The 25,195-nt window shown below is 70.1% G+C and carries 23 protein-coding genes and 2 pseudogenes; 14 read left to right on the top strand and 11 right to left on the bottom strand.

Annotated elements, in window-relative coordinates:
- Window positions 1-3 precede the first annotated feature (3 nt).
- On the bottom strand, window positions 4-978 hold the full coding sequence (locus AB0M56_RS34630; protein ID WP_364184101.1) for an aldo/keto reductase: 975 nt from the start codon (window positions 976-978) through the stop codon (window positions 4-6).
- A 91-nt stretch (window positions 979-1,069) separates the two neighbouring features.
- On the opposite strand from AB0M56_RS34630, the pseudogene AB0M56_RS34625 reads away from it, so the two are divergent.
- A pseudogene (locus tag AB0M56_RS34625) lies at window positions 1,070-2,322 on the top strand (MFS transporter).
- A 16-nt stretch (window positions 2,323-2,338) separates the two neighbouring features.
- Here the strand turns inward: AB0M56_RS34625 and AB0M56_RS34620 are convergent.
- Window positions 2,339-2,809, bottom strand: coding sequence for a MaoC family dehydratase (locus AB0M56_RS34620; protein WP_364184098.1), 471 nt, complete (start codon window positions 2,807-2,809; stop codon window positions 2,339-2,341).
- 65 nt (window positions 2,810-2,874) lie between these two features.
- Here AB0M56_RS34620 and AB0M56_RS34615 point away from each other — a divergent pair, with 65 nt between their 5' ends.
- Window positions 2,875-3,549 (top strand): helix-turn-helix transcriptional regulator, encoded by a 675-nt coding sequence (locus tag AB0M56_RS34615; protein ID WP_364184095.1) that lies wholly within the window; start codon window positions 2,875-2,877, stop codon window positions 3,547-3,549.
- Between the two features lie 48 nt (window positions 3,550-3,597).
- Here AB0M56_RS34615 and AB0M56_RS34610 read toward each other — a convergent pair whose 3' ends face one another.
- From AB0M56_RS34610 to AB0M56_RS34600, 3 genes are all read right to left on the bottom strand, one after another.
- Window positions 3,598-3,858, bottom strand: a complete 261-nt coding sequence (locus AB0M56_RS34610; RefSeq protein ID WP_364184092.1) for a hypothetical protein — start codon at window positions 3,856-3,858, stop codon at window positions 3,598-3,600.
- A gap of 62 nt (window positions 3,859-3,920) precedes the next feature.
- A complete protein-coding gene (locus AB0M56_RS34605; protein WP_364184089.1) occupies window positions 3,921-5,303 on the bottom strand; it encodes an amidase in 1,383 nt (460 codons plus the stop codon).
- Entirely contained in the window at window positions 5,300-6,292 is a 993-nt protein-coding gene (locus tag AB0M56_RS34600) for a D-2-hydroxyacid dehydrogenase (protein WP_364184086.1), read from the bottom strand. The genes AB0M56_RS34605 and AB0M56_RS34600 overlap by 4 nt, the downstream gene beginning before the upstream one ends.
- A gap of 102 nt (window positions 6,293-6,394) precedes the next feature.
- Between AB0M56_RS34600 and AB0M56_RS34595 the strand changes: the two genes are divergently transcribed.
- From AB0M56_RS34595 to AB0M56_RS34585, 3 genes are read left to right on the top strand one after another with little or no spacing between them, the layout of a single operon-like run.
- On the top strand, window positions 6,395-7,135 hold the full coding sequence (locus AB0M56_RS34595; protein WP_364184083.1) for an Asp/Glu/hydantoin racemase: 741 nt from the start codon (window positions 6,395-6,397) through the stop codon (window positions 7,133-7,135).
- A 46-nt stretch (window positions 7,136-7,181) separates the two neighbouring features.
- Window positions 7,182-7,916 carry a maleate cis-trans isomerase gene (locus AB0M56_RS34590; RefSeq protein WP_364184080.1) on the top strand — a complete coding sequence of 245 codons (735 nt, stop codon included), beginning with the start codon at window positions 7,182-7,184 and terminating at the stop codon, window positions 7,914-7,916.
- Between the two features lie 3 nt (window positions 7,917-7,919).
- Window positions 7,920-8,615 carry a GntR family transcriptional regulator gene (locus AB0M56_RS34585; RefSeq protein WP_364184077.1) on the top strand — a complete coding sequence of 232 codons (696 nt, stop codon included), beginning with the start codon at window positions 7,920-7,922 and terminating at the stop codon, window positions 8,613-8,615.
- A gap of 433 nt (window positions 8,616-9,048) precedes the next feature.
- Here AB0M56_RS34585 and AB0M56_RS34580 read toward each other — a convergent pair whose 3' ends face one another.
- The 3 genes from AB0M56_RS34580 to AB0M56_RS34570 all read right to left on the bottom strand — a co-directional run bounded on the left by AB0M56_RS34580 (window position 9,049) and on the right by AB0M56_RS34570 (window position 12,131).
- Window positions 9,049-9,528, bottom strand: coding sequence for a DUF4262 domain-containing protein (locus AB0M56_RS34580; RefSeq protein ID WP_364184074.1), 480 nt, complete (start codon window positions 9,526-9,528; stop codon window positions 9,049-9,051).
- 84 nt (window positions 9,529-9,612) lie between these two features.
- On the bottom strand, window positions 9,613-10,671 hold the full coding sequence (locus AB0M56_RS34575; protein WP_364184072.1) for a tartrate dehydrogenase: 1,059 nt from the start codon (window positions 10,669-10,671) through the stop codon (window positions 9,613-9,615).
- Window positions 10,668-12,131, bottom strand: a complete 1,464-nt coding sequence (locus tag AB0M56_RS34570; protein WP_364184069.1) for an NAD-dependent succinate-semialdehyde dehydrogenase — start codon at window positions 12,129-12,131, stop codon at window positions 10,668-10,670. The genes AB0M56_RS34575 and AB0M56_RS34570 overlap by 4 nt, the downstream gene beginning before the upstream one ends.
- 112 nt (window positions 12,132-12,243) lie before the next feature.
- On the opposite strand from AB0M56_RS34570, the gene AB0M56_RS34565 reads away from it, so the two are divergent.
- Both AB0M56_RS34565 and AB0M56_RS34560 read left to right on the top strand, forming a co-directional pair.
- Window positions 12,244-13,503 (top strand): aminotransferase class III-fold pyridoxal phosphate-dependent enzyme, encoded by a 1,260-nt coding sequence (locus tag AB0M56_RS34565; RefSeq protein WP_364184066.1) that lies wholly within the window; start codon window positions 12,244-12,246, stop codon window positions 13,501-13,503.
- A 3-nt stretch (window positions 13,504-13,506) separates the two neighbouring features.
- The gene (locus tag AB0M56_RS34560; protein ID WP_364184063.1) at window positions 13,507-14,007 is read left to right on the top strand and encodes a DUF3830 family protein; all 501 of its coding nucleotides are present in this window, start codon (window positions 13,507-13,509) and stop codon (window positions 14,005-14,007) included.
- 75 nt (window positions 14,008-14,082) lie between these two features.
- Here the strand turns inward: AB0M56_RS34560 and AB0M56_RS34555 are convergent, their stop codons facing one another.
- A complete protein-coding gene (locus AB0M56_RS34555) occupies window positions 14,083-14,388 on the bottom strand; it encodes a winged helix-turn-helix transcriptional regulator (protein WP_364184060.1) in 306 nt (101 codons plus the stop codon).
- Window positions 14,389-15,255: 867 nt separating this feature from the next.
- Between AB0M56_RS34555 and AB0M56_RS34550 the strand changes: the two genes are divergently transcribed.
- From AB0M56_RS34550 to AB0M56_RS34540, 3 genes and pseudogenes are all read left to right on the top strand, one after another.
- A complete protein-coding gene (locus tag AB0M56_RS34550) occupies window positions 15,256-16,629 on the top strand; it encodes an FAD-binding oxidoreductase (RefSeq protein ID WP_364184058.1) in 1,374 nt (457 codons plus the stop codon).
- A gap of 23 nt (window positions 16,630-16,652) precedes the next feature.
- On the top strand, window positions 16,653-18,206 hold the full coding sequence (locus tag AB0M56_RS34545; protein ID WP_364184055.1) for an acetolactate synthase large subunit: 1,554 nt from the start codon (window positions 16,653-16,655) through the stop codon (window positions 18,204-18,206).
- Window positions 18,207-18,252: 46 nt separating this feature from the next.
- Window positions 18,253-19,129 (top strand): annotated as a pseudogene (locus AB0M56_RS34540) (IS5 family transposase).
- Window positions 19,130-19,144: 15 nt separating this feature from the next.
- Here the strand turns inward: AB0M56_RS34540 and AB0M56_RS34535 are convergent.
- Complete coding sequence (locus AB0M56_RS34535; RefSeq protein WP_364184053.1) at window positions 19,145-20,554, bottom strand: MFS transporter; 1,410 nt, start codon at window positions 20,552-20,554, stop codon at window positions 19,145-19,147.
- 227 nt (window positions 20,555-20,781) lie between these two features.
- Between AB0M56_RS34535 and AB0M56_RS34530 the strand changes: the two genes are divergently transcribed.
- Window positions 20,782-21,945, top strand: a complete 1,164-nt coding sequence (locus tag AB0M56_RS34530) for an SPFH domain-containing protein (RefSeq protein ID WP_364184051.1) — start codon at window positions 20,782-20,784, stop codon at window positions 21,943-21,945.
- 34 nt (window positions 21,946-21,979) lie between these two features.
- The gene (locus tag AB0M56_RS34525; RefSeq protein ID WP_364184048.1) at window positions 21,980-23,389 is read left to right on the top strand and encodes a hypothetical protein; all 1,410 of its coding nucleotides are present in this window, start codon (window positions 21,980-21,982) and stop codon (window positions 23,387-23,389) included.
- Window positions 23,390-23,407: 18 nt separating this feature from the next.
- Here the strand turns inward: AB0M56_RS34525 and AB0M56_RS34520 are convergent, their stop codons facing one another.
- Window positions 23,408-23,665 (bottom strand): DUF3761 domain-containing protein, encoded by a 258-nt coding sequence (locus tag AB0M56_RS34520; protein WP_364184270.1) that lies wholly within the window; start codon window positions 23,663-23,665, stop codon window positions 23,408-23,410.
- Between AB0M56_RS34520 and AB0M56_RS34515 the strand changes: the two genes are divergently transcribed.
- Window positions 23,616-23,945, top strand: a complete 330-nt coding sequence (locus tag AB0M56_RS34515) for a hypothetical protein (protein WP_364184285.1) — start codon at window positions 23,616-23,618, stop codon at window positions 23,943-23,945. The two genes, AB0M56_RS34520 and AB0M56_RS34515, sit on opposite strands and share 50 nt — an antisense overlap.
- A 136-nt stretch (window positions 23,946-24,081) precedes the next feature.
- Window positions 24,082-25,176 (top strand): FAD-dependent monooxygenase, encoded by a 1,095-nt coding sequence (locus AB0M56_RS34510; RefSeq protein WP_364184045.1) that lies wholly within the window; start codon window positions 24,082-24,084, stop codon window positions 25,174-25,176.
- The last annotated feature ends 19 nt before the right edge of the window (window positions 25,177-25,195 follow it).

The raw sequence follows: 25,195 nt of genomic DNA, 5'->3' as shown, positions 1-25,195 counted from the left end.
GCCTTAGGCGATGCCCTCCGGGCTGGCGCCACCGACCTGGATGGCGCCGGCGGTGATGCGCTCGATCTCGGCGAGGTCCTCGGGCGTCAGGTCGAGGTCTGCGGCGGCCGTGCTGGCCTCGATGTTGCGCGGCTTGCGGGCTCCGACGATGGCGACGTGGACGCCGGGTTGGGCGAGCGTCCAGGCGATCGCGAGCTGGCTGACCGACGCGCCCCGCTCGGCGGCGAACTTGGCGAGCTCGTCGACGATCTCCAGGTTGTGCCTCAGGTTTTCACCTTGGAACGCCGAGGATTTCGAGCGCCAGGCGGACTCGTCGAAGACCGAATCCGCCGTGAAGGTGCCGGTGAGCAGACCGCTGCCGAGCGGGCTGTAGGCGAGCACGCCGAGGTCGTGCTCACGAGCGTAGGGCAGCGGATCGGTCTCGATGCCGCGGCGGAACAGGTGGTACGGCGGCTGCAGCGTCTCCACCGGGCGCCTCTCGTCGAAGGCGGCGAGCTCGGCGGCGGTGTAGTTCGAGACCCCGACGTGGCGCACTTTGCCGGCGTCGACGAACTCCTGCAGCGTCGCCGCGACCTCCGCCGCCGGCGTCTCGGGGTCGGGCCAGTGGATCTGGTACAGGTCGAGGTGGTCGACGCCGAGCAGGCGCAGGCTGTTGTCGACACCCTGGGTGAGCCACTCGCGGCGCGAGTCGCGGGCCCGTTCGGCACGCGGTTTCGTGCCGCCCTTGGCCGCGATGACGACGCTGTCGCGGTCGTGGTCCAGCTCGCTGCGCAGCGCCTTGCCGAGGAGTTGCTCAGCCGCGCCGGCGCCGTAGGCCTGCGCGGTGTCGAAGAGCGTCACGCCGAGCTCACGCGCGTGCCGGATGGCCGCGATCGCCGTGTCCTCGTCGAAGGAACCCCACTGCCCGCCGAGCTGCCACGTGCCGAAGGCGATCCTCGACACTTCGAGGCCGCTCCTGCCCAGAATCGTCGTACGCATGATCCTCAGGAGAGCACACGGGCCACGGCCGCGCACCACACCTGTGGCGTGGGTCCCGGCCAGCGGATATCGAGTTGTGCCGCATGTGCCGATGATCGGATACTCGCTCGCCGTGAGCCTCCTCGAGCCCCTGCGCGGCCGCAGTTTCCGCGCGCTCGCCACCGGACGGACCCTCGCCACCTTCGCCAACGCCGTCGCCCCCGTGGCTCTCGCGTTCGCTGTGCTCGACCTCACCGGTTCGGCCGTAGACCTCGGTCTCGTGGTGGGCGTGCGCTCAGTCGCGAACATCGCGCTGGTGCTGTTCGGCGGCGTGCTGGCCGACCGCCTGCCCCGCTCGGTGATCATGCAGGGCACCGAAGCGGCCGCGGCGATCACACAGGGCGCGCTCGCCGTGAGTGTCCTTTGTGGATTCGCGTCGATCCCGTTCCTCGTCGGGCTGAGCGCGGTGAACGGCGCGGTCGCGGCGATCTCCCTGCCTGCCGCGGCGGCCATCACGCCCCAGACCGTTCCACGAGACCGGCTGAGCCAGGCCAACGCCCTGATCCGCCTGCTCACCAACACCGGCCGCGTCGCGGGCGCCGGCGTCGCCGGGATCGTGGTCGCCGTGGCCGGCTCGGGCTGGGCGGTCGCGGTGAACGCGCTGCTGTTCCTCGCCGCCGCCGTCGCCTACCGCGGCATCCGCCTCCCGCGCGGCGCCCGCATCGAGGCGAGCCACCCGATCGCCGACCTCGTCGCGGGCTGGCACGAGTTCCGCTCGCGCACGTGGGTGTGGATCGTGGTGGTGCAGTTCGCCTTCGTCAACGCCGCCGGCCTCGGCACGCTCGTCGTGATCGGCCCGGTCGTCGCCGACGAGACGTTCGGCCGCACGGGCTGGGGCCTCGCCCTCGCGATCGAGACGGTCGGCTCCATCTTCGGCGGCCTCGTCGCCGCGCGCTGGCAACCCCGGCGCGCGCTGTTCGTCGGCGTGCTGCTGGTGATGACGGAGGCCCTGCCGATGTTCAGCCTGGGCCTGTGGCCCGCGCTGGTGCCGCTCCTGCTGACGATGGCCCTGGCCGGCTTGACGATGGAGCAGTTCAGCGTCGTCTGGGACGTGTCCCTGCAGGAGAACATCCCGAGGACCGCCTCGCCCGCGTGTACTCCTACGACGTGCTGGGGTCCCTCGCGGCCATGCCCATCGGCCAGATCGCGGCGGGACCACTGGTCGAGCACCTGGGCCGCGAGCCCGTGCTGCTGGGCTGCGGTGTACTGATCGTGATGGCGACTTTGCTCGCGCTGTCCAGCCGGCAGGTGCGCGGGTTGGTGCTCCGGCGACCGGTTGCGTCGGGCGCCCTGCCGGCCGTCTGAATCCGCCGCGAATCGGTTATTTCGGGCGCACAGCCATGAAGTTGATGGCGTGAGCGCTCATCACCACCTCGTCGTCGGCGTTGAACAGCTCGATGTGCGTGCGGAGCAGCCCGCGGTCCGGCTTGGACTTCGAGAGGCGCGCGTCCTCGATGGTGGCGCGCAGGTGGAGCTTGTCCCCAGGGCGCACGGGGCGTGGCCAGCGCAGGTCGTCCATGCCGGGGCTGCCGAGGCTGGACACCGAGGACAGGAAGTGGTCCACGAACATCCGCATCATCACGCCCGCCGTGTGCCAGCCGCTGGCGACGAGACCGCCGAAGGGGCCGTGCTCGGCGGCGGCCGGGTCGGTGTGGAAGCTCTGCGGGTCGAAGCGGCGCGCGTAATCGACGATCTCTTCCGCGGTCACCACGGCTTCGCCGAACTCGTACACCGCGCCTTGCGGGTAGTCCTCGAACCAGCGGTCGTCGATCGGCGTCGTGAACTCGGTCATGGCTCGCAGCTAACCACAACAACATTTCGCTCCGCAGCGAACTGTCAGCGGGCTAATCTCGGCCGATGACGGCCGGACCGGACATCGCGACCGTCGCGCAGGCGATCGGCGAACCGGCGCGCGCGGCGATGCTGCTGCAGCTCATGGACGGTGACGCGCACACCGCGCGCGTCCTGGCGACGGTCGCGGGTATCGCCCCGTCCACGGCGAGCGCGCACTTGCGCAGGCTGTGTGACGCGGGCCTGGTGCGAGTGACGGAGTCCGGCCGGCGGCGGCTGCACCGGCTCGCCGGGCCGGAGGTCGCCCAGGTCGTGGAGGCCCTCGCCGCGCTCGCGCCCCCGCGGCTGCCCGCGAACCTGCAGCCGGACCAGCCGACGGGCGAACTACTCGAGGCCCGCGCTTGTTACGGCCATCTCGGCGGCCGGCTCGGCGTCACGATCGCGGCGCGGCTTCACGAAGACGGTGTCATCGGCGCGCTCAGCCCCGGCGACACCGACGCAGTACGCACCTTCGACCACCCGTTGCTGACCGCACTCGGGATCACCGGAGTCACCGCGGCGCCACCCGTCCGCGCCTGCCTCGACTGGTCACAGGGCAGGGTCCACCTCGCCGGCGCACTCGGTGCCGCACTGCTGAACGGCTTCCTCGACGCGGGCTGGGTGCGCCGCCGCCCGGCCGGGCGAGCCCTGCGGATCACGCCGACCGGCCGGGACCACCTGGCGCGGCTCCGTTTCCGGTAGTCGGGGTTTCCGGTAGCGAGTGTTTCCGGTGGTGAGTGTTTCCGGTAGTCAGCGCCCGGGAGAACGCGGCTCCGGCGCGACGTCGCGGTGCCCGTCGAGCTTCCACCAGCTCTCGAGGGTCTGGCGCAGCGCCTTGAGCAGCTCGCCGCCCGTTTCGAGCGGCACCAGCGCCGTGGGGCCGTCTTCGATGCGGAGGGCGGCCGAGAGACGGTCGTCGCATTCGATGAGGCCCACGATCACGCGAGTGGGTTGACCGGTCATGTCGACAGTGGCGATCGCCTGCTCGTACCGCCAGCCCGTGGAATGCACGCGCCAGACCCTGACACAGTTTCCGGCGCTCGCGGCCGGTTTTCACCCCAACGTGCGTCGGGTCAGCGCACTACCCAGGGCCGCACCTCTTCGAGCAGCTTCGCGACGGCCAGCACCAGGTCGTCGGAGTGCCGCGGGCCCACAATCTGCAGCCCCACCGGCAATCCGGCCGACGTCCGACCCGCCGGGACGCTGATCGCCGGCTGCTGCGTCATGTTGAACGGGTAGGTGAACGGCGTCCACTCCGGCCACTCGCTCAGCCCGCTGCCCGGCGGCACGTCGTGCCCGGCCTCGAACGGCGGGATCGGGATGGTCGGGGTGATCAGCACGTCGTAGCGCGTGTGGAACTCGCCCATCAGGATGCCGAGCGCCGCGCGCGCCGCGGTGGCGTCGAGGTAGTCGCTCGCGCTGTAGGTCTTGCCCTGCTCCCACACGCGGCGCAGGCCCGGGTCGACGCGGTCCTCGCTGCCCGGCGGGAATGAGTCCAGCAGCTTCGCCGCGCCGGTGGACCACAGAATGTCGAACGACGGCTTGGGGTCCTCGAACCCCGGGTCCGCCTCTTCGATCTGCAGCCCCGCGTCGTCGAGCGCCTTCACGGCCGCCGCGATGATCGCCGCCACCTCCGGGTCGACGTCCACATAGCCGAGCGTCGGCGAGAACGCCGCGATCAGCCCGCGCACGTCGCGCCGCACGGCCTCGCGGTAGGTGCCGACGGGGGGCGCCAGCGCGGCCGGGTCGCGCGGGTCGGAAGTGGCGATCACGTCGAGCAGCAGCGCGGTGTCGTCGACGCTGCGCGCCATCGGCCCGGCGTGCGACAGCGGGCCGAACGGGCTCGCCGGGAACAGCGGGATCCGGCCGTGGGTCGGCTTCAGACCGACGATCCCGCAGAACGACGCGGGGATCCGCACCGAACCACCGCCGTCGGTGCCCACGGAGATCGCGCCCATGTCCGCCGCGACGGCCGCGGCGCTGCCGCCACTCGAGCCGCCCGCGGTCATCGCCGGGTTCACGGGGTTACGCGTGATGCCGACGAGCTCGCTGTCGGTCACGCCCTTCCACGCGATCTCGGGCGTGGTCGTCTTGCCCAGCACCACCAGGCCGGCCTCGCGCATCCGCGCCATCACGGGGCTGTCGACGTCCCACGACCCCTCGGCCGGGATGCTCGTGGAGCCGCGCCGCGTGGGCCAGCCTGCGGTGAGGAACATGTCCTTGATCGACGAGGGCACGCCGTCGAGCCAGCCGATCGGGTTGCCGTCGCGCCAGCGGATCTCGGCGGCCTTCGCCTGTTCCAGCGCGCGGTCGGCGTCGACGAGGCAGAACGCGTTGAGTTCACCGTCGCGTTCCTCGATGGCCTGCAGCGCGTCCTCGGTCGCTTCCACCGGCGAAAGCTCTCCGGTGGCGTAGGCGGCGACCAGTTCGCTGGCGGTCAGTTCCCGGTGGCTCATCCGGCTGCTCCCTGAGATTCCGACGGCACGTATCCGAGCCGTTTGTCCACGACGTTGTGCAACGGCTCCCCGGCCACCCAGCGGCGGAAGTTCGCCGCGAACACCTCTACCAGGGTGGTGCGCCAGCCGAGGAAGTCCCCCGACATGTGCGGCGACAGCAGCACGTCCGGCATGGTCCAGAGTGGACTGTCGCCCGGCAGCGGCTCGGTGTCGAACACGTCGAGGGCCGCGCCCGCGATCTGCCCGCCGCGCAACGCCGCCACCAGGTCGGACGTGACCACCAGCTCGCCGCGCCCGACGTTCACGAACCGCGCCGACGGCTTCATCGCCGCGAAGGCCGCCGCGTCGAACATGCCCTTCGTCTGCTCGGTCAGCGGCGCGACGGCCACGACGTAGTCGAAGGCGGGCAAGTGCTCGGCGAGGTGCGCGGAGTCATGCACCGTGCCGAAGTCGGGGTCGCCCGTGCGCGGGCGCCGCCCGGCCCCGGACACGCGCAGGCCGGCCGCGCGCAGCAGCCGCGCGATCGAGCGGCCGATGGGCCCGGTGCCGACCACGAGCACCTCGCGCCCGGCGACGCGTTCGGTCTCGCGGTGCTGCCACGTGCCGGCGCGCTGCAGGTCGAGCGAACGCGCGAAGTCCTTGGCGAAGGCCAAGACCACGCCCAGCACGTACTCGGCGATGGCGTCGTCGAAGACGCCCCGCGAGTTCGTGAGCACGACGTCGCTCTCGACCAGGCCGGGGAACAGCACCGGGTCGACGCCGGCGCTCGCGATGTGCAGCCAGCGCAGATCGCCGGCCGCGTGCCATGCTCCGGGCACGGCCGTGGAGAGGAAATCGTAGACGAACAGACCCTGGGCTCCGGTAAGCGCTTCGGTGAGTCCTCCCGCGTCGGTGTAACGAACCACCGCCGCCTTTTCGATAGCGGCCATGTCCGGTGGTGGAGCCGACCCGCACAGCACCGCCAGCACGGGAAATTCCGAGGCGATCACATTGACACCGTAAAAGTGGCTCGTATGATTGTCAACAATCCGAGGACGACCCCCGGAGCACCGGACGTGTCATCTGCACAGGCGTATTCCGGAGGCTGAGCCTTGGATCTGGACTTCCTCGCGTTCGAGGGCCCGCTAGCCCAGCGCGGCATCGGCGTGATCGCACCGTTCGACCTCGCCCTCGAACGCGAACTCTGGCGGTGGGTACCGATGGAGGTCTCCCTCCACCTCGCCCGCACGCCGTACGAGCCCGTGCCCGTGAGCATGGAGATGGCGCAGCTCGTGAGCGACAGCCGCCACCTCGCGGCCGCGACCCGCGACGTGCTGCACGTCGAGCCCGAGGTCGTCGCCTACCTCTGCACGTCGGGCAGCTTCGTCAACGGCATCGGCTACGAACGCTCCCTCACCAAGGCGATCTGTGACGCGGGCGCGCCCGACGCCGTGACGACCTCGGGGGCGCTGGCCGAGGTGCTGCAGCAGCTCGACCTGCACCGGATCTCGGTGCTCACCCCCTACGACGCCGACCTCACCGGCAAGCTCCACGACTTCCTCGCCGAGCTCGGCGTGACCACGGTGTCCAGCGACCACCTCGGGCTGGGCGGCGGCATCTGGAAGGTCAGCTACCGCACCATCGCCGAGCGCATCCTCGCCGCCGACCACAGCGACGCCGAAGCGATCTTCGTCAGCTGCACCAACCTCCCCACCTTCGACTTGATCGAGCCCCTCGAGAAAGCGCTGGGCAAGCCCGTGCTGACGGCCAACCAGCTGACCATGTGGGCCTGCCTGCGCCGCATGTACCTGCCGATCGTCGGCCCCGGCAAGTGGCTGCGGGAGGTCTCTTGACCCACCTGTCTAAGATTGTCGACAATCTGCGTATCCCGGAGGTTTTGTGACCACGATCGGCTTCATCTACCCCGACCACGCGGCCGAGGACGACTACCCGCTCGCCGAGCAGCTGCTCGGCGGGTCGGACGCCGACGAAGGCGACATCCGGCTGCCGGTCGAGCACATCTACGGCACCGACCTGCACGCCGTGCCAGAGCTGCTCGACCTCGGCAGCGAGGCCCGCCTCGCCGACGGCGCGGACCAGCTCGCCAAGCACGAGCCCGACGCCGTGATCTGGGCCTGCACCTCCGGCAGCTTCGTGTACGGCTGGGACGGGGCGCGCGACCAGGCCGACCGTCTCTCCGCGGTGGCAGGGGTCCCGGCATCGAGCACCTCGTTCGCCTTCGTGCACGCGGCTCAGGCCCTCGGCGTGAAGCGCGTCGCGGTGGCCGCGAGCTACCCCGACGACGTGGCGCGCTTGTTCGTGGACTTCCTCGCCGCCGGCGGTGTCGAGGTGCTGACGATGGCGAGCGCGGGCATCGACACCGCCGCCGAGGTCGGCCGGCTCGAGCCCGACGCCGTGGTGCGCCTGGCCGTGGAGAACAACCACCCCGAGGCCGACGCCGTGCTCGTGCCGGACACCGCGATGCGCACGCTCGGCGAGATCAACACCATCGAGACTGCGCTGGGCAAGCCCGTGCTCACGGCGAACCAGGTGACGATCTGGGAAGGCCTGCGACTCACCGGCACCACGCGTCTGGTGCGTTCCCTGGGCGCGCTGTTCCGGGTGAGGAGCTGAGCCGTGGTCGTCCTGCCCGACATCGAACCGGTCAGCCGGGAGTCGACCGCCGCCGTGATCGCGCGCCAGCTGCGCGACGCGATCATGACCGGCGCCCTGCCTCCCGGCACCCAGCTCGGCGAGACCGACCTCGCCTCGCGCTTCCAGGTCTCGCGCGGCCCGCTGCGCGAGGCGATGCAGCACCTCGTCTCCGAAGGACTGCTCCGCAGCGAGCGCCACCGCGGCCTGTTCGTGATCGACCTCGAGCCCAGCGACGTGTTCGACATCTACCTCGCCCGCTCGGCCGTCGAGCGCGCCGCGCTGCTGTGCGCCCTGCGCGGCGACCGCGAGCTCATCGCGGCCTCGCTGGAGCAGTTCGTGGCCGACATGGCCGCCGCCGCGAACGACGACGACCCCACCGCGCTCTCCGCCGCCGACCTCGCCTTCCACGAGGCCCTCATCAACGCCTCCGGCAGCAAACGCCTCGTGCGCATGGCCCGCACCCTCCTCATCGAGACGCGCATGTGCCTGACGCTGCTGCAGAGCACCTACCAGGGCGTGGAAGACCGCGTGGACGAACACACGCGCATCATCGACGCCCTGCGCACCGGTGACGCGGACGCGGCCCTGCACCTGCTGGACGCGCACATGGAGGACGCGATCGGCCGGCTGGTGCCGGGGACGACCTTGAAGGAAGGCGAAGCGCCGGCTCCCGCGTGACCGTGACCACGAGCCGCGACCGCGCAGGCACGGCAACACCGGCCAGAGACCGCGCCACCCTCGCGCAGGCGTCGGTCCGCCTGCGCAGGTCGCACCGCGCGCCGCCTTCGCAGCATCGCGCGTGCCTGCGACGGCAACTCGGCTCACGGGCGTGCGCACGCCGCCATGCCGCGATTCCCCTGCTGCCGCAAGGAGAAACAGTGAGCGGCGGACATTCGCACCGGACAATCCGCGAGCAAGACGGCGCCACGCCCGCCGAGCCATCGGCCGGCAGACGGCGGACAGGCTGACCGTCACGGCCGCCACGGCAACACGAGGGCCCGTGAGAGCAACCCGCCGGCGCCGGTCGCCGCGCCCCGATTCGTTCGCCGCGCAGGACAACCGCCGGCGGAGACCACGTGACAACGCCGGCCGAAGACCGCGCCACCCTCGTTCAGTCATCGGACCGCGTCCCCAGCACCGGCTGGCCACCGAGGCCGTCGCGGTAGGACGGGGACCAGGGGAAGCGGCCGGCTTCGTCGGCGTGGACGAGTTGCAAGGCGCGGATGTCATGGCCGTACAGGGAAACCGCGACCGACAGGTGCGCCGACGGTGACGTGAGGGCGACGACCTCGACGGAAGGCAAGCCCCGCAAGGAAAAGATCTCGCCGGGCTGCGGTGGTCCGGAGTCGAAGGAGCGTTCGGCGGCGGCGCCCAGCAGCAGGATGGACGGGTGTGGCGGCAGGCCGGTGACCACGAGCTCCGGCAAGCCGTGGGCCGTCAGGCCGACGGTGTAGGCCCAGGGCGGCCGGGGACCCGTGCCCAGCACGCCCTGGACGCACCAGCCGTACTCCTGGATCCGCTCGAGGATCTCCGCCAGGTAACGCTCCCCGGGTCTACCCGTGTTTTCGCGGTCCTCGCACTGCTCGCACATCGGTGCTCCCCCTCATTCGACGAAACCGGTCCGGCGGGAGCCGGTCGGTCGAGGAGAAGTGAAGCGGGGAGCACCGACGAAAAATCAGCGGAGCGCTTCGGCCACCGCCGTGCCGAGGCGAGTTGTGGTAGCGGTGCCGCCGAGGTCGGGGGTGAGCTCGGCGCCGGCCGTGAGCACCTCGTCGACGGAGGTACGGATCGCTTGCGCGGCAACGGTTTCGCCCAGGTGTTCGAGAAGCATCGCACCCGCCAGGATCTGGGCCACCGGGTTGGCGATGCCCTGGCCGGCGATGTCCGGAGCACTCCCGTGGACGGCTTCGAACATCGACGGAAACTCACCCGATGGGTTGATGTTTCCGGACGGCGCCATGCCCAGCCCGCCCGTGACGGCGGCCGCCAGGTCGCTCAGAATGTCGCCGAAGAGGTTCGACCCGACGACCACGTCGAGCCGGTCCGGCGCCTGAACCATGCGCGCTGCCAACGCATCCACGTGCATCTGTCCACTTTCGACGTCCGGATACTTCGCCGCCACCTCGGCGAAGATCTCGTCCCAGAACGGCATCGAGTGGATCAGCCCGTTGGACTTCGTCGCCGACGTCACGCGAGAAGAACGCGTACGCGCCAGCTCGAACGCGTACCGGATGATCCGTTCCACCCCGACCCGCGTGAACACGGATTCCTGCAGCACGAACTCGTCCGGCCGCCCGGAGTTGTGCCGTCCGCCGATCGCCGAGTACTCGCCCTCGGAGTTCTCGCGGACGATCACCATCTCCAGCTCGTCGGCCGTCCGCCCCGAAAGCACCGACGTGGTGCCCGGCAGCAGCCGTACCGGCCGCAGGTTCACGTACTGCTGAAACGCGCGCCGCAGCGGGATCAGCAAGCCCCACAAGGAAATGTGGTCCGGCACACCGGGGAACCCGACGGCACCCAGCAGGATGCCGTCGAATGCCGCCAGCTGCGCCACGCCGTCGTCCGGCATCATCGCGCCGGTCTGGGTGTAGCGCTCGCAGCTCCAGTCGAACTCGGTCCACTGCAAGGAAAAGCCGTGCCGAGCAGCGGCCGCGTCCAGGACCTTGCGCGCCTCGACCGTGACGTCGACGCCGATCCCGTCGCCCGGGATGCTCGCGATGCGGTACTCACTCACAGGCTCACCGCGATGTACTTGGTCTCGAGGAACTCCTCGATGCCGACCGTGCCACCCTCACGCCCGAGCCCCGACTGCTTGATGCCGCCGAACGGCGCCGCCGGGTTCGACACGATGCCCTGGTTCAGCCCGATCATCCCGGCCTCGAGCCGCTCCGACACGCGCAGCGCCCGCTTCACGTCGCTGGTGAACAGGTACGAAACCAGGCCGTACTCCGTGTCGTTGGCCTTCGCGATCGCCTCGTCCTCGGTGTCGAACGGGGTGATCGGCGCGACCGGCCCGAAGATCTCCTCCGACGCCATCCGCGCGTCGACCGGCACGTCCGTGAGCACCGTGGCCTGGTAGAAGTGGCCGGGCCCGTCCACGGTCGCGCCGCCGGTGAGCACCCGCGCGCCGCGGTCGGTAGCGTCCTTGACCAGCGCGGTCACCTTGTTCACGGCGGCTTCGTCGATCAGCGGGCCGACGACCACGCCCTCCTCCGTGCCACGCCCCATCGCCAGCGCCTGCATGCGCTCGGTCAGCCGCCGCGAGAACTCGTCGGCCACGCCGCGCTGCACGTAGAAGCGGTTGGCCGCCGTGCACGCCTCGCCGATGTTGCGCATCTTCGCCTGCATCGCGCCTTCCACGGCGGCGTCGAGGTCCGCGTCGTCGAAGACCAGGAACGGCGCGTTGCCACCCAGCTCCATCGACGTGCGCAGCACCTTCTCCGCGCACTGCTCCAGCAGCTTGCGCCCCACCGCGGTCGACCCGGTGAACGACAGCTTGCGCGCGCGTCCGTCGCGGATCAGCGGCTCCATCACGCCACCCGCGTCGGTGGTCGTGACGACGTTCAGCACGCCCTCGGGCAGCCCCGCCTCGGCGAGGATCGACGCCAGCGCGAGCATCGACAACGGCGTCTGCGCGGCCGGCTTGATCACCATCGTGCAGCCGGCGGCCACGGCCGGGCCGATCTTGCGCGTGCCCATCGCCATGGGGAAGTTCCACGGCGTGATCAGCAGCGTCGGGCCCACGGGCTGCTTGGTGATGAGGAAGCGGCCGACGCCGTTGGGCGCCGTCGCGTACCCGCCGTCGATGCGCACGGCCTCCTCGGCGAACCAGCGGAAGAACTCGGCGGCGTAGGTGATCTCGCCCGCGGCCTCGGCCAGCGGCTTGCCCATTTCGAGGGTCATCAGCAGCGCCAGCTCGTCGCGGCGCTCGATCAGCTTGTCGTAGGCCCGGCGAAGGATCTCGCCTCGTTCACGGGGTGCGACGGCGGCCCAGCCGGCCTGCGCCGCGACGGCCGCGTCGAGGGCCGCCATGCCGTCCTCGGCGCCGGCGTCGGCCACCTCGCACAGGGCGGTGCCGGTGGACGGGTCCTGCACCTCGAAGGTCTTCCCGCTCTTCGCGGGCACCCACTTGCCGCCGACGAAGAGTTCCTTGTCGACCGCGCCGACGACGCCGGCTTCAGTGATCGCGCTCATCCAGCTTGCTCCTCCGTGTTGTCCCGAGGCCATGCTATGGATATTGTCAACAATCGACAACCGCACACAGTGCTTTCCCGAGCAACCTCACACCAAGAACCAGGAGCGCCGCATGGCCGAGCTTTCCCCGCTGCTCAAGCAGGCCACTCCCGTCGTGGTCGACCACGGTGAAGGGGTGTACCTCTACGACGTCGACGGGAAACGTCACCTCGACTTCACCGCGGGGATCGGCGTGACCAGTACCGGCCACTGCCACCCGCGCGTCGTCGAGGCCGCGCGCGACCAGATCGGCAAGCTCATCCACGGCCAGTACACGACCGTGATGCACAAGCCGTTGCTGGAGCTCACCCGCCGCCTCGGCGAGGTGCTGCCGACGGGTCTCGACTCGCTCTTCTACGCCAACTCCGGCAGTGAAGCCGTCGAAGCCGCGCTGCGCCTCGCGCGCCAGGCGACCAAGCGCCCCAACGTGATCGTCTTCCAAGGCGGCTTCCACGGCCGCACGGTCGCGGCGGCCACCATGACCACGTCCGGCACCCGGTTCAGCACCGGTATCGGCCCGCTGATGGGCGGCGTGCACGTGGCCCCGTTCCCCTACGCCTTCCACTACGGCTGGGACGAGCAGACCGCCACGAAGTTCGCGCTGCGCGAGCTCGACTACCTGTTCCAGACCGTCTCCGCGCCGAGCGAGACGGCCGCGTTCTTCGTCGAGCCCGTGCTCGGCGAGGGCGGCTACGTGCCGGCCAACAACGAGTTCATGGCCGGCCTGCGCGAGCGCGCCGACCGCCACGGCATCGTGCTCGTGGTCGACGAGGTGCAGGCCGGGTTCGGGCGCACCGGCAAGTTCTGGGGCCACGACCACTTCGGCATCACACCGGACGTCGTGCTCATCGCGAAGGGCCTCGCGAGCGGCTTCCCGCTGTCAGGCATCGCCGCTTCGCACGAGCTGATGACGAAGGCGTACCCGGGTTCGCAGGGCGGCACGTACGGCGGCAACGCGGTTTCGTGCGCCGCGGCGATCGCGACGCTCGACGTGATCCGAGACGAGAAGCTGGTGGAGAACGCCGCCGAGCGCGGCCGTCAGCTGCTCGAAGGCGCGCGGCTGATCGCGGACAAGACGCCGGCGATCGGCGACGTCCGCGGCCTCGGCCTGCTCGTGGGCACCGAGTTCACGACCGCCGACGGCGAGCCGGACGGCGCGACGGCCGCGGCGGCCCAGCAGCTGGCGTCGAAGAGCGGCCTGCTGCTGCTCACCTGCGGCGCCTACTCGAACGTGGTCCGCATGGTCCCGCCGCTCGTCGTGAACGCCGAGCAGGTCGACGACGCACTGAAGATCTGGGGCGACGTCGTCGCCTCCGTCACCGCAGGGAGCTGAGGAATGGCGCGCTACATCACGATCACACTCGACAAGCGCGGCGTCTCCTGCCGCGCGCGGCTGCTCGACGCCGAGGCGCCGCGCACCTGCCAGGCCGTATGGGACGCGCTGCCGCAGAGCGGCTCGGCCTACCACGCGAAGTACGCGCGCAACGAGGTCTACACGCTCGTGCCGCCCTTCGCGAACCCCAAGCCGGGCCGCGAAAACCCGACGATCACGCCGATCCCGGGCGACGTCGTGTACTTCGGGTTCGAGGCGTGGGAGATCGGCAACCCCGCGTACGGCTACGACGACGGCAGCGAGGCCCACGGCGACCAGGGCGCCACGGACCTCGCGATCTTCTACGGGCGTAACAACCTCCTGATCAACGGCGACGCCGGCTGGGTGCCGGGCAACGTGTTCGCCACGATCGAAGAGGGCCTGGCCGATATGGCGGCGGCCGCGCAGGACCTGTGGCTGCGCGGCGTCGAAGGCGAGACGCTCACCTACGCCCGCGCCGAGTAAGACCCCCAGCGAAGGCCTCCGCGTCCGGTGTCCGGACGGGCGCGGAGGCCTTCGTCGTCCCCCAGCGCCCCCGGCTCAGCCGGCGCCGTTGACGTAGTTCTCGTACAGCGCCGTCCACACGTCGAGGTCGGCCAGCTCGTCGGCCAGGCACCGGCCTTCTTCGGTGAGCGCGAACCGCGTGTCCGGCGCCGGGCGCTCGTCCCATGAACCAGTCCCCCGGACGAGCCCCTCCGCGGCGAGCACCCGCAGCACCCGGGCGAGCCAGCGACGCGACAGTCGGGTGCGCCTGCGCAGTTCGGTGAAGCCCGTCTCACCCTCGGTGAGCACGTCGATCACCTCGACGGCCTTGCGGTAGCCGGTCACGTGCAGCGGTCCGGGCACGGCACACCTCCTTCGCCCGCGACGCTAAAGCGGTCAGGCACAAGGAACTCGGGCCGTTGACGAAGCTTTGACGCGGCCGCCGCGGGCGTTGACACCGCGCCTCCATCACCCGGGCGTGTGAACCTCCGAGACTCACCATTCGTGGCAGCCCCATCACCGGTTCGGGTAACTACGACGCCCGGTTGTCGCAACGGCAGTCTGCTACCCAGAGTGATCAACTGCGCTCGCGGCTACCTACGGTGGCCGTCCGTCCACAATGGCACCCCGCCGAAGAACACGAAAGCCTTACGCGTTTACGGTGGAAGATTCGTAACGCCCACCCCAGCCGTCGAATGGCTTTTTGACACCACGCCAGGGCGGTGAAAATCTTCGTTCGCTCCTCGCGAGAGCACAACTGAACACAAATCAGAACAAGGAGCCCCTCAATGCACACGTTCATCCAGCACGCGCACCACGGCCACGACCTGATCACGGGTCTGCTCGCCCACCTGGCGCACGTGCTCGGCTGGCTTGTCTGATCTGGCGGCAAGGTTTCACCGGGGGCCGGCCTGTTGGCGCGGGCCGGTCCCCTCGGTCACCCTTTCTCCGAGACACCAGCGCCGAATCACCCGCTACGCCGTGCGCAACGGCGTGGCACAGTTTTCCTTCCGGCCATTTTTCGGCGACTCGCGGGGCGTCGCCGAAATGGTCGTTTTTTCATTTCCCAGTGGAGGGCACGCGGCACCGAGGCCACCGGTCGCCGCAGGGGCGCGAACGGTCCCCTCGCGACACGCCTCCCGTGAACGTGAAGAAGTTTCATAGCGAGCCCTCCGCGCGACGTACTACGCTTCGGTAACCAGGCACCGGCGCGTGAGGGAGTGGCAGCTGATGGGTACCGTCGCGGCACGGCTGGCGGACATCGTCGGGGCGGAGAACCTGCTGGTCGGCGACGCGATCTCCGACGACTACGCCCACGACGAAGCGTTGAGCGTGCAGCAGCAGAAGCCCGCATACGTCGCGAAGCCACACAGCGCCGAGGAAGTCGCGGAGCTGCTGAAGGCCGCGACCGAAGCCGGGCTGCCCGTGACCGCGCGGGGCTCCGGCACCGGGCTCTCGGCGGCCGCGCGACCCGTCGAAGGCGGCCTGCTCGTGTCGTTCGAGCGGATGAACGCCGTCCTCGAAATCGACACCGTGAACCACGTCGCCGTGGTCCAGCCGGGCGTCACGCTCGCGGAGCTGGACCAGCGCACGGCCGAGGCGAACCTGACCTACCCCGTGTACCCCGGGGAGCTCAGCGCGAGCATCGGCGGCAACGTCGGCACCAACGCGGGCGGCATGCGCGCGATCAAGTACGGCGTGACCCGCAGCAACGTCCTGGGACTGCAGGCCGTGCTGCCCACCGGCGAGATCATCCGCACGGGCGGGCGCACGTCGAAGATCTCCACCGGCTACGACCTCACACAGCTGATCGTCGGCTCGGAGGGCACGCTCGCGCTCGCCACCGAGGTCACGGTGAAGCTGCACCCGCGGCTGCCCCACGGCGCCACCGTGCTCGCGCCGTTCGACGACTTCGACCAGGTGATGGCTGCCGTGCCGAAGATCGTGACGAGCGGGCTCGCGCCGCACATCCTCGAGTACATCGACAACCTCACGATGGCCGCGATCGTCTACAACGAGAAGCTCGAGCTCGGTGTCCCCGACGCGATCCGCGACAAGGTGCAGGCGTATCTGGTGGTGGCGCTGGAAAACCGCGACACCGGCCGGCTGGGCGAGGACGTCGAGACGCTCGGCGAGCTGCTGGGCGAACTCGGCGCGATCGACGTGTACGTGCTCGAAGGCGGCTCCGCGCGCAAGCTCATCGAAGCGCGGGAAAAGGCGTTCTGGTCGGCCAAATCCGCGGGCGCCGACGACGTGATCGACGTGGTCGTGCCGCGCTCGTCGATGTCGCCGTTCCTCACCAAGGCGCGCGAGCTGGCGCTGGCCGCTGGTGCCGGCGCGATCGGCTGCGGGCACGCCGGCGACGGCAACGTCCACCTTGCGATCTTCTGCAAGGACCCGCAAACGCGCACGAAACTGCTCACCGACATCTTCACCTGCGCCATGGACCTCGGCGGTGCGATCTCCGGCGAGCACGGCCTCGGCCGCACGAAAACCAAGTACCACAAGGAACTCGAAGACCCGGCGAAGCTCGAGCTGCTGCGGCGGATCAAGCAGGGGTTCGACCCGGCCGGGATCCTCAACCCCGGTGTCCTCTTCTCTTGAGCCTGACCCAGAAAGTGAGCAGCATGAACGGCGCCCAGTCCCTGATCCGCACCCTCGTCGACGCCGGGGTGGAGGTCTGCTTCTCGAACCCCGGCACGTCGGAGATGCACTTCGTCGCCGCGCTCGACTCCGTGCCGGAGATGCGCGGGGTGCTCGGGCTGTTCGAGGGCGTGGTGACCGGCGCGGCCGACGGCTACGCGCGCATCGCCGAGAAGCCCGCCGCGACCCTGCTGCACCTCGGCCCGGGACTCGGCAACGGGCTCGCGAACCTGCACAACGCGCGCCGCGCGCACACGCCGGTGGTCAACGTCGTCGGCGATCACGCGACCTACCACAAGCAGTACGACGCGCCGCTCGAATCGGACATCGACGCGCTCGCGGGTTCGCTCGAAGGCTGGGTACGCCGCTCTTCGCACACGAAGGACGTCGGTGCCGACGCAGCGGCGGCCGTCGCGGCTTCGCAGGACGCGCCGGGCCGGGTGGCCACGCTGATCCTGCCCGCCGACGCGTCGTGGGGCGAAGGCGGCGAGACGTGCGCGCCGATCCCGCCGCGCGCGCCGCAGGCCGTGGACGCGACGACGGTGAAGAACATCGCCGAGGTGCTGCGGAGCGGTGAATCGGTGGCGCTGCTCATCGGTGGTCCCGCCTGCCGCGAGGCCGGACTGCTGGCCACCAGCCGCATCGCCGCCGCGACAGGCGCGAAGGCGCTGATCGAGACTTTCCCGACCCGGTTGGAACGCGGTGCGGGCCTGCCGAACGTCGAGCGGCTCGGGTACTTGGCGGAGCAGGCGATGTACCAGCTCGACGGCGTGAAGCACCTGATCGTGGCCGGCACGCGGGCGCCGGTGTCGTTCTTCGCCTACCCCGGCAAGCCGAGCGTGCTCGTGCCCGAGGGCGCGAAGGTCCACGTGCTGGCGGAGGTCGGGCAGGACGTGGCCACCGCGCTGAGCGACGTCGCCGCGATCGTCGCCGCCGACGTCGAGCCGGTGCTGCAGGAGGCTTCGCGTCCGGCGTTGCCGAGCGGTCCGCTGACGGCGCAGAACTGGGTCGAGGTGATCGGCGCGCTGCTGCCGGAGCAGGCCATCATCGCCGACGAGGCCAACACGTCCGGCCTGCTGCTGCCCGCGGCCACGGCGGGCGCCCCGCGCCACGACGTGCTGACGCTGACCGGCGGCGCGATCGGCTACGGAATGCCGGTGGCCACGGGCGCCGCGATCGCCGCGCCATCGCGTCCGGTGATCAACCTCCAGTCCGACGGCAGCGCGATGTACACGATCTCCGCGCTGTGGACTCAGGCGCGCGAGAACCTCGACGTCACCACGGTCATCCTCAACAACCACGCCTACGCGATCCTGCGTATGGAGCTGCAGCGCGTGGGCGCGGCGTCGGACGGGCCGAAGGCCAAGGAACTGCTCGACCTCAGCCGGCCCGACATGGACTTCGCGAAGATGGCCGAGGGCATGGGCGTGCCCGCCACGCGCGCGACCACGGCGGAGGAGCTGGCCGAGCAGTTCAGCCGGGCACTGGCGGAGCCGGGGCCGCACCTGATCGACGCTTCGGTGCCGCCGCTGCTCTAGTTTGGCCAGGGCGTGTCCGTAAGTGATCTAGCTGCGGTCCGGTTGGATTGGGGACGTGGTCGGTCGCGGTGAGTTGACGGATAAAGCGTGGGCGGTGATCGAGCCGCTGTTGCCGCCGGTGCAAGGCGGTGGACGGCGGTGGCGGGATCACCGTCAGGTGATCAACGCGATCCTGTGGAAGCTGCGCACCGGCGCTCCGTGGCGTGACCTGCCCGACCGCTACGGGCCCTGGAAAACCGCGCACGAACGGCTGCGGCTGTGATCCACAGACGGCACCTGGGACAAGATCCTCGACCGGGTGATCGTCAAAGACGACGCCGTCGGCGACCTCGAGTGGATCATCTCGGTCGACTCCAGCGTGGTCCGAGCACACCAGCACTCGGCTGGCGCCCGGAAAAAGGGGATGCAGCGACCAAGTCGAAGCCCTCGCCGTCGACGGAGAAGGACTCGGGCGGTCCCGCGGCGGGCTGAGCACCACAATCCACCTCGCCGTGGACGGGCGGGGCCTGCCCATGCGGTTCCTGCTCACCCCGGGCCAGGCCGGGGACAACCCCCAGCTGGTTCCGCTGCTGGATGGCATCAGCGTCGCCCAGCACGGGCCGGGACGCCCGCGGTGCCGGCCTGAGACAGTGATCGCGGACAAGGCGTATTCGCACCCCTCTACCCGGGAGGCGATGCGGAACCGGCGGATCACCTTCGTCAGCCCTGAACGGGATGACCAGATCGCCCGCCGAGCAGCCAAGGGCTCCCGCGGCGGCCGACCACCCGCGTTCGACGCTGCGGTCTACAGACAGCGCAACGTGGTCGAACGCTGCTTCAACCGGCTCAAACCGTTCCACGACCTGGCCACCCGCTACGCCAAACGCGCCGCCTACTACCAGGCCGAACTCACCATCGCCGCCATCGTGCTCTGGCTCCGATGACTTACAGGACAGCTCTTAGACCGCAGCGGGTTCCGGTGCGGCCGTCTTCGCGCGGACCCGGGGCACCAGGGCCGTGAGGCCCAGCCCGATCACCGCGGCGACGGCCGCCGCCGCGAACGTCGTGCGGAAGCCCGCGAGCGAAGGGACCGTCAGCGCGCCGACGGTGATGGTCAGGTTGGCGAGCAGCGTGGCCATCACGGCGCTCGACGTCGAGGTGCCGACCGAACGCATGAGGGCGTTGAGGCCGTTGGCGGAAGCCGTTTCCGTCACCGGCACCGAACCCATGATGAGCGCGGGCATGGCAGCGTAGGCGATGCCGACGCCCGCGCCGATGATCACGGACGCGGTGATGAGCTCTACGACGTTGTCCATCAGCAGGATCGCGAAGACGTAACCGAGGGCGATCACGACGGATCCGGTCATGAGGGTGACGCGCGCGCCGTGGCGGTTGGTCAGGCGCGCGGAGACGGGTGAGAGCGCCATCATGACCAGGCCGTTGGGCGCGAGGCAGAGGCCGGCCTGGACCATGGTCCGGCCGAGGCCGTAGCCGGTGGCCGACGGTGCCTGCAGCAGCTGCGGGAACGACAACGCCATGGCGTACATGGAAAACCCGACGAGGATCGACGCCAGGTTCGTGAACAGTACCGGCCGCCGCGCCGACACGCGCAGGTCGACGAGCGGGTCACGGCGGCGCAACTGGTACCAGCCCCACGCCAGCAGCACGACGATCGCCGCCGCGGCGGTGGCCAGCGTGCCCGCGCTGCCCCAGCCCCATTCGGCGCCCTTGACGATCGGCAACAGCAAGCACGTGAGGCCCACGACCAGGCCCAGCGCGCCCACGTAGTCGAACGGCGCGGGCGTGTGCACGGGCGATTCGCCGACGTACCGCAGGATCAGCCCCGCGCAGATCACGCCGAGGGCCGCGGAACTCCAGAAAAGTACGTGCCAGTCGGCGTTCTGCGCCACGACGGCCGCCAGCGGCAGCCCGATCGCACCGCCGACGCCGAGCGTCGCACTCATCAACGCGACCGCGCCGCTCACCTTCTCCGGCGCCAACTCGTCACGCATGATGCTGATCCCCAACGGGATCACGCCCATCGCGCACCCCTGCAATCCCCGACCGACCACCATCAGCGCGAGCTCGCTGGTGAGTGCCGAGACGGCCGAGCCGACGACCAGGACGGCCAGGTTCGCGAGCAGCACGCGCCGCTTGCCGTACAGGTCGCCGAGCCGTCCCGCGACGGGCGTGATGATCGCGCCCGCCAGCAACGTCACCGTGACGACCCACGACGCGTCGGTCGCGGATGCGTTGAGCAGCTTCGGAAACGCCGGGATCAGCGGCACCACCAAGGTCTGCATGAAGGAAGCGACCAGGCCGCACGAAGCGAGCACAGGGACGATCGCTCGTCCGCTTGTCTGAGCCACGTTGTGCCCCCGGTTTAGTCGTACGCAGTACCGGAAGGGACGCTACCGCTTAGACCGGTCTGGGCGGGAGGTAAGTGATTGATCCGACTTAGCGGACTGGGCTGAATGGAGCAGTCAAATCGGGCGCAGGCGCGGCGGCGCCCGTCCGATTTCGGACGGAGACGCGCGGTACTGTGTCGACGGGCCGGGGGAGCGCCCGGAACGACGGAGGCGACAGGGGCCAGTACGTGGGGATTTTCGACAAGATCCGCGGCGAGTTCATCGACATCATCGAGTGGACCGACGACAGTCGTGACACGATCGTGTGGCGCTTCCCGCGCTACGAGAACGAGATCAAGATGGGCGCCAAGCTCACCGTCCGCGAATCGCAGGCCGCGGTCTTCGTCAACGAGGGCCAGGTCGCCGACGCCTACGCGCCGGGCATGCACACGCTGCAGACGCAGAACATGCCGATCATGTCCACCCTCAAGGGCTGGAAGTACGGATTCAACTCGCCGTTCAAGGCCGAGGTCTACTTCGTCAACACCCGGCAGTTCACCGACCTCAAGTGGGGCACGCAGAACCCGATCATCCTGCGCGACCCTGAGTTCGGCATGGTCCGGCTCCGCGCGTTCGGCGGGTACGCGGTGCGCGTGATCGAGCCCGTCGCGCTGCTCAAGGAGCTCGCGGGCACCGACCCGCAGTTCCGCACCGAGGAGGTCTCCGAGTACCTCCGGCAGATGATCATCGGCAAGCTCGGCCCCGCCATCGCCGCGGCCAAGGTGCCGATGCTCGACCTAGTCACCCAGCAGGACCGGATCGGCGGCGCGATCGCCAACGCGCTCAACCTCGAACTGCACGCCAACGGCATCGAGATCTCGAAGTTCATCATCGAGAACATCTCGGTCCCGCCCGAGGTCGAGGCCGCGATGGACAAGCGGACCCAGATGGGCGTGGTCGGTGATCTCGACCAGTACACGAAGTTCCAGTCCGCCAACGCGATCGAAGCGGCCGCGAACAACCAGGGCGGCGCGGGTGAGGGCCTGGGCATCGGTCTCGGCATGGCGCTCGGCCAGCGGGCCGCGGGGCCGCAGGGCGCGCCGCAGCAGTACCAGCAGCAGCCCCAGTACCAGCAGCAGCCGCAGCAGTATCAGCAGCAGCCGCCGTCCGCGCCGACGCCGCAGATGCCGCCGCCGCTGCCGCAGTCCGAGCAGTGGTTCCTCGGGGCGAACGGTCAGCAGCTCGGCCCGTTCGACCGGGCCCAGCTCGGGCCGCAGATCTCCGCGGGCACGCTGACCCGGGAGACCCTCGTGTGGAAGTCCGGGATGCCGCAATGGACACCGGCCGCGCAGGTGCCGGAGGTCTCGCCGCTGTTCGGCGCGACCCCGCCGCCGCTGCCGCCGCAGTCCTGAGCCGTCCTGATTCGTCCAGCGGAGGGGAGCCGCCATGACCAACCCGAACTACCCGCACCACGGCCCGACGCCGAGCGGACCCATGCCCGGTAGCCCGGGCCCGATGCCGGGCGGTGCCATGCCCGGCGGACCCACGTCTGGTGGCCCGATGCCGAGCGGCCCGATGCCGGGGGCACCCATGCCCGGTGGCACCTTGCCGGGCGGACCCATGCCCGGTGGACCCATGCCGGGTGGCACTTTTCCGGGCGCACCCGCGCCCGGCGGTCCCCCGCAGTACGGTCCGCCACCCGCGTTCGCGCCGGCGAACACGGCCGCGACCACCTACCCGTGCGGCGGCTGCGGAGCCCGCCTGGAGTTCGCGCCGGGGTCGACCTCGATGCAGTGCCCGTATTGCGGGTACCGCCAGGAGATCACGGCGGGCGACCGGCAGATCCGAGAGATCGCGTTCGCCGACCTGACCAACCTGGCCCGCAAACCGATCGCCACGATCGGCCAGTACGTCTTCAAGTGCCAGCGCTGCGGCGCCACCACCGAGACGAACGAAACGGCCAGTCTGTGCCAGTTCTGCGGTGCCCCCTTGGTGATCGACGCGCACGCGTCCGGGCAGCTCGTGCCCGAAGGCGTGCTGCCGTTCCAGTTCGACAAGGGCGCGGTGAGCACGCACCTGAAGAAGTGGACGAACTCGCGTTGGTTCGCGCCGAACGCGCTGAAGAAGGTCGGCACGGCCGAGTCCACCAAGGGCACCTACATCCCGCACTGGACCTACGATTCGCAGACGGACACCGTCTACTCCGGGCAGCGCGGTGAGCACTACTGGGTCACCGAGACCTACTACGACAACGGGCAGCAGAAGACCCGCCGGGTGCGGCACACGCGCTGGTACCCGGCGGGCGGCCAGGTTGCCCGGTTCTTCGACGACGTGCTCGTGCCGGGCAGTACCCAGCTGCCCTCGAAGGAACTCGACAAGCTCGCGCCGTGGCCGTTGGAGCAGGCCGAGCCGTATCAGCCGCAGTTCCTCGCCGGGCATTTCGCGCTGCGCTACGACATCGAGGCCGAATCCGGCTTCGAGGAAGCAAAGCGTCGTATGACGCCGGTCATCGAGGACGACTGCCGCCACGACATCGGTGGCGACGAGCAGCGCGTGCAGTCGATGAACACGCAGCACCGCGACGTCACCTTCAAGCTGATGCTGCTCCCGGTCTGGGTCGCCACCTACGTCTACGCCGGCAAGAACTGGCGGATCCTCGTCAACGGCCGCACCGGCGAAGTCCAGGGCGAACGGCCCTACAGCAAGGCGAAGATCGCCATCGCGGCTCTCATCGCGCTGATCGTCGTGGCCGCGATCGTCTACTTCGTCGCGATCCGCGGCCACAGCAGCGGATCGACGCATTCATCGACCACCCACTCGACCACCAGCCACACCAAGGTCACACACCACCATTGACGCGGCCACGCCGTGAACTCAGCTCGCGGGGCGGTTGATCCAGGTGCGAACACCACGGTGGCCGGAGCAGGTGCCGGAACGGTGCTGGCTGTGGCTGTAGCTGCCGTCATTGCAGAGGGCTGTCGCGCCTGCGGCGTCGGACGAAGGGCGGTGTACGCAGGCGCCTGAGGAGTTGCGGTAGTAGTCCGCACTGCAGGCGGCCGAATTGGTTTTCGGCGGAGCGGCCGTGGTTTTCGGAGTGGTCTTGGCTTTCGCTGTGGTTTTCGGAGCCGCCACCTGGGACGTGGTGGTTTCCGGCGCCACGGAAGTCGGCACGGAAGCGGACGTTGGCGTCTCGGAAGTTGTTGCCGGCGACGCGGACGTGGTCGGCAGCAATGCCGTGGTGACCGGCGGGACTACGCCGCCGGTTCCGGTCGGGGCGGGTGCCGCACCGCAGCCGGCGACCAGCAGTCCGGCGGCCAGGACCAAACCCAGTTTACGCAACACCTTGTGCCTCCTCGGAAAAATACCGTGCGCCGCCTTGTCGACGAATTTCCGTGCAGTGTTACAACCGTGAACAACTACACGGAAAGACACGGAATCCGTTGCCAGAAAACAGAACCCGACCTTTATCGGACGAGGTCTGGACCGCTGATCTTGTGTCACCTCTTCCGGGTTGTCACGGCGCCCTTTCCGCGAGGAAGATGTGGCGCGTGCGAAAACGAGCAGTGGTGGCCGGGGGCGGCGTTGTCGGGCTGACGACGGGGCTCGCGCTCCGGCGGGCGGGGTTCGAAACCTTGGTGTGCGAACAGGAATCCGAGATCCGCGGCGTTGGCGCCGCGCTGGGGTTGTGGGCCAACGCGCTCGCGGTGTTCGACCGGCTCGGCGTGGGCGGCGAGATCCGCGCAGCCGGCGTGCCGAGCGCGATCCGCTACCAGGACCCGGCCGGGCAGGTCATGGACGAGTACTACGGCGACCTCGCCGACGTCGACTACCTCATGGTCACGCGCCAGCGCCTCAACGAGCTGCTCGCCGCCGCGCTGACCACCGACGAGCTGCGCACCGGCGCCCGCGTCACCGGCTACCGCGACCACGACGGTGGCGTGACCGTGGAGTTCGCCGACGGTTCCACCGAGGAAGCCGATCTCCTCGTCGGCGCCGACGGCGTGTACTCGCGCGTCCGCGAGCAGCTCTCCCCCGGTTCGGCCGCTCAGGAGTACCCGGGCCACCTGGCGTGGCGCGGGATCGTCGCGGAGAGCGCGATCCCCGAAATCACCGTGGAACGCTTCGTCGTCGGCCGCGAACGCACCCGCGGCGGCGTGGTCCGCAGCGGCGGCGGCACGGCGTTCTGGGTCCTCGCGCAGCTGGGCGCGCCGCCCACCACGCGTTCCGCGAAGGAGGAAGCTCTCGCCCGCGTCGACCACCTCTACGACGGCGGCTGGCCGTTCCCGTTGCGCGAAGCCATCGAGGCGACACCGGAGGACCGCGTGGTCAGCAACCGCGTGATGGCGCTGCCGCTGCAGTCGCGCTGGGTCTCCGCCCACGTCGCCCTCGCCGGTGACTCGGCGCACGCCGTCTCCCCGCACATCACGTCGGGCGCGTCCCTGGGCATCGAGGACGCCCTGGTGCTCGCCGACCACCTGACGCAGGCGGACGTGCCATCGGCATTGCAGGCCTACGAAGCCGACCGGCTCCCGCGCTACGCCGACGTGTACCGCTGGGTCGACGAGGTCGCCGCGGCCGCCGACGAGCCGCACCTCTACGCCAAGGAGTTCTTCGACTTCGTGAGGTGGATGCTCGGCCGATGAGTTTTCGGGTGCCCGCCGG

The sequence above is a fragment of the Amycolatopsis sp. NPDC051372 genome (assembly GCF_040682095.1).
Classification (GTDB): Bacteria; Actinomycetota; Actinomycetes; order Mycobacteriales; family Pseudonocardiaceae; genus Amycolatopsis.
Note: the sequence above shows the minus strand (reverse complement) of the source record. Positions and strands in the feature narration are given on the sequence as shown.

Bases quoted from the DNA above. Each gene is read 5' to 3' on its own strand.
- AB0M56_RS34630 (WP_364184101.1), bottom strand. From the start codon at position 978: ATGCGTACGACGATTCTGGGCAGGAGCGGCCTCGAAGTGTCGAGGATC.
- AB0M56_RS34620 (WP_364184098.1), bottom strand. From the start codon at position 2,809: ATGACCGAGTTCACGACGCCGATCGACGACCGCTGGTTCGAGGACTAC.
- AB0M56_RS34615 (WP_364184095.1), top strand. From the start codon at position 2,875: ATGACGGCCGGACCGGACATCGCGACCGTCGCGCAGGCGATCGGCGAA.
- AB0M56_RS34605 (WP_364184089.1), bottom strand. From the start codon at position 5,303: ATGAGCCACCGGGAACTGACCGCCAGCGAACTGGTCGCCGCCTACGCC.
- AB0M56_RS34580 (WP_364184074.1), bottom strand. From the start codon at position 9,528: ATGTGCGAGCAGTGCGAGGACCGCGAAAACACGGGTAGACCCGGGGAG.
- AB0M56_RS34570 (WP_364184069.1), bottom strand. From the start codon at position 12,131: ATGAGCGCGATCACTGAAGCCGGCGTCGTCGGCGCGGTCGACAAGGAA.
- AB0M56_RS34565 (WP_364184066.1), top strand. From the start codon at position 12,244: ATGGCCGAGCTTTCCCCGCTGCTCAAGCAGGCCACTCCCGTCGTGGTC.
- AB0M56_RS34560 (WP_364184063.1), top strand. From the start codon at position 13,507: ATGGCGCGCTACATCACGATCACACTCGACAAGCGCGGCGTCTCCTGC.
- AB0M56_RS34550 (WP_364184058.1), top strand. From the start codon at position 15,256: ATGGGTACCGTCGCGGCACGGCTGGCGGACATCGTCGGGGCGGAGAAC.
- AB0M56_RS34545 (WP_364184055.1), top strand. From the start codon at position 16,653: ATGAACGGCGCCCAGTCCCTGATCCGCACCCTCGTCGACGCCGGGGTG.
- AB0M56_RS34525 (WP_364184048.1), top strand. From the start codon at position 21,980: ATGACCAACCCGAACTACCCGCACCACGGCCCGACGCCGAGCGGACCC.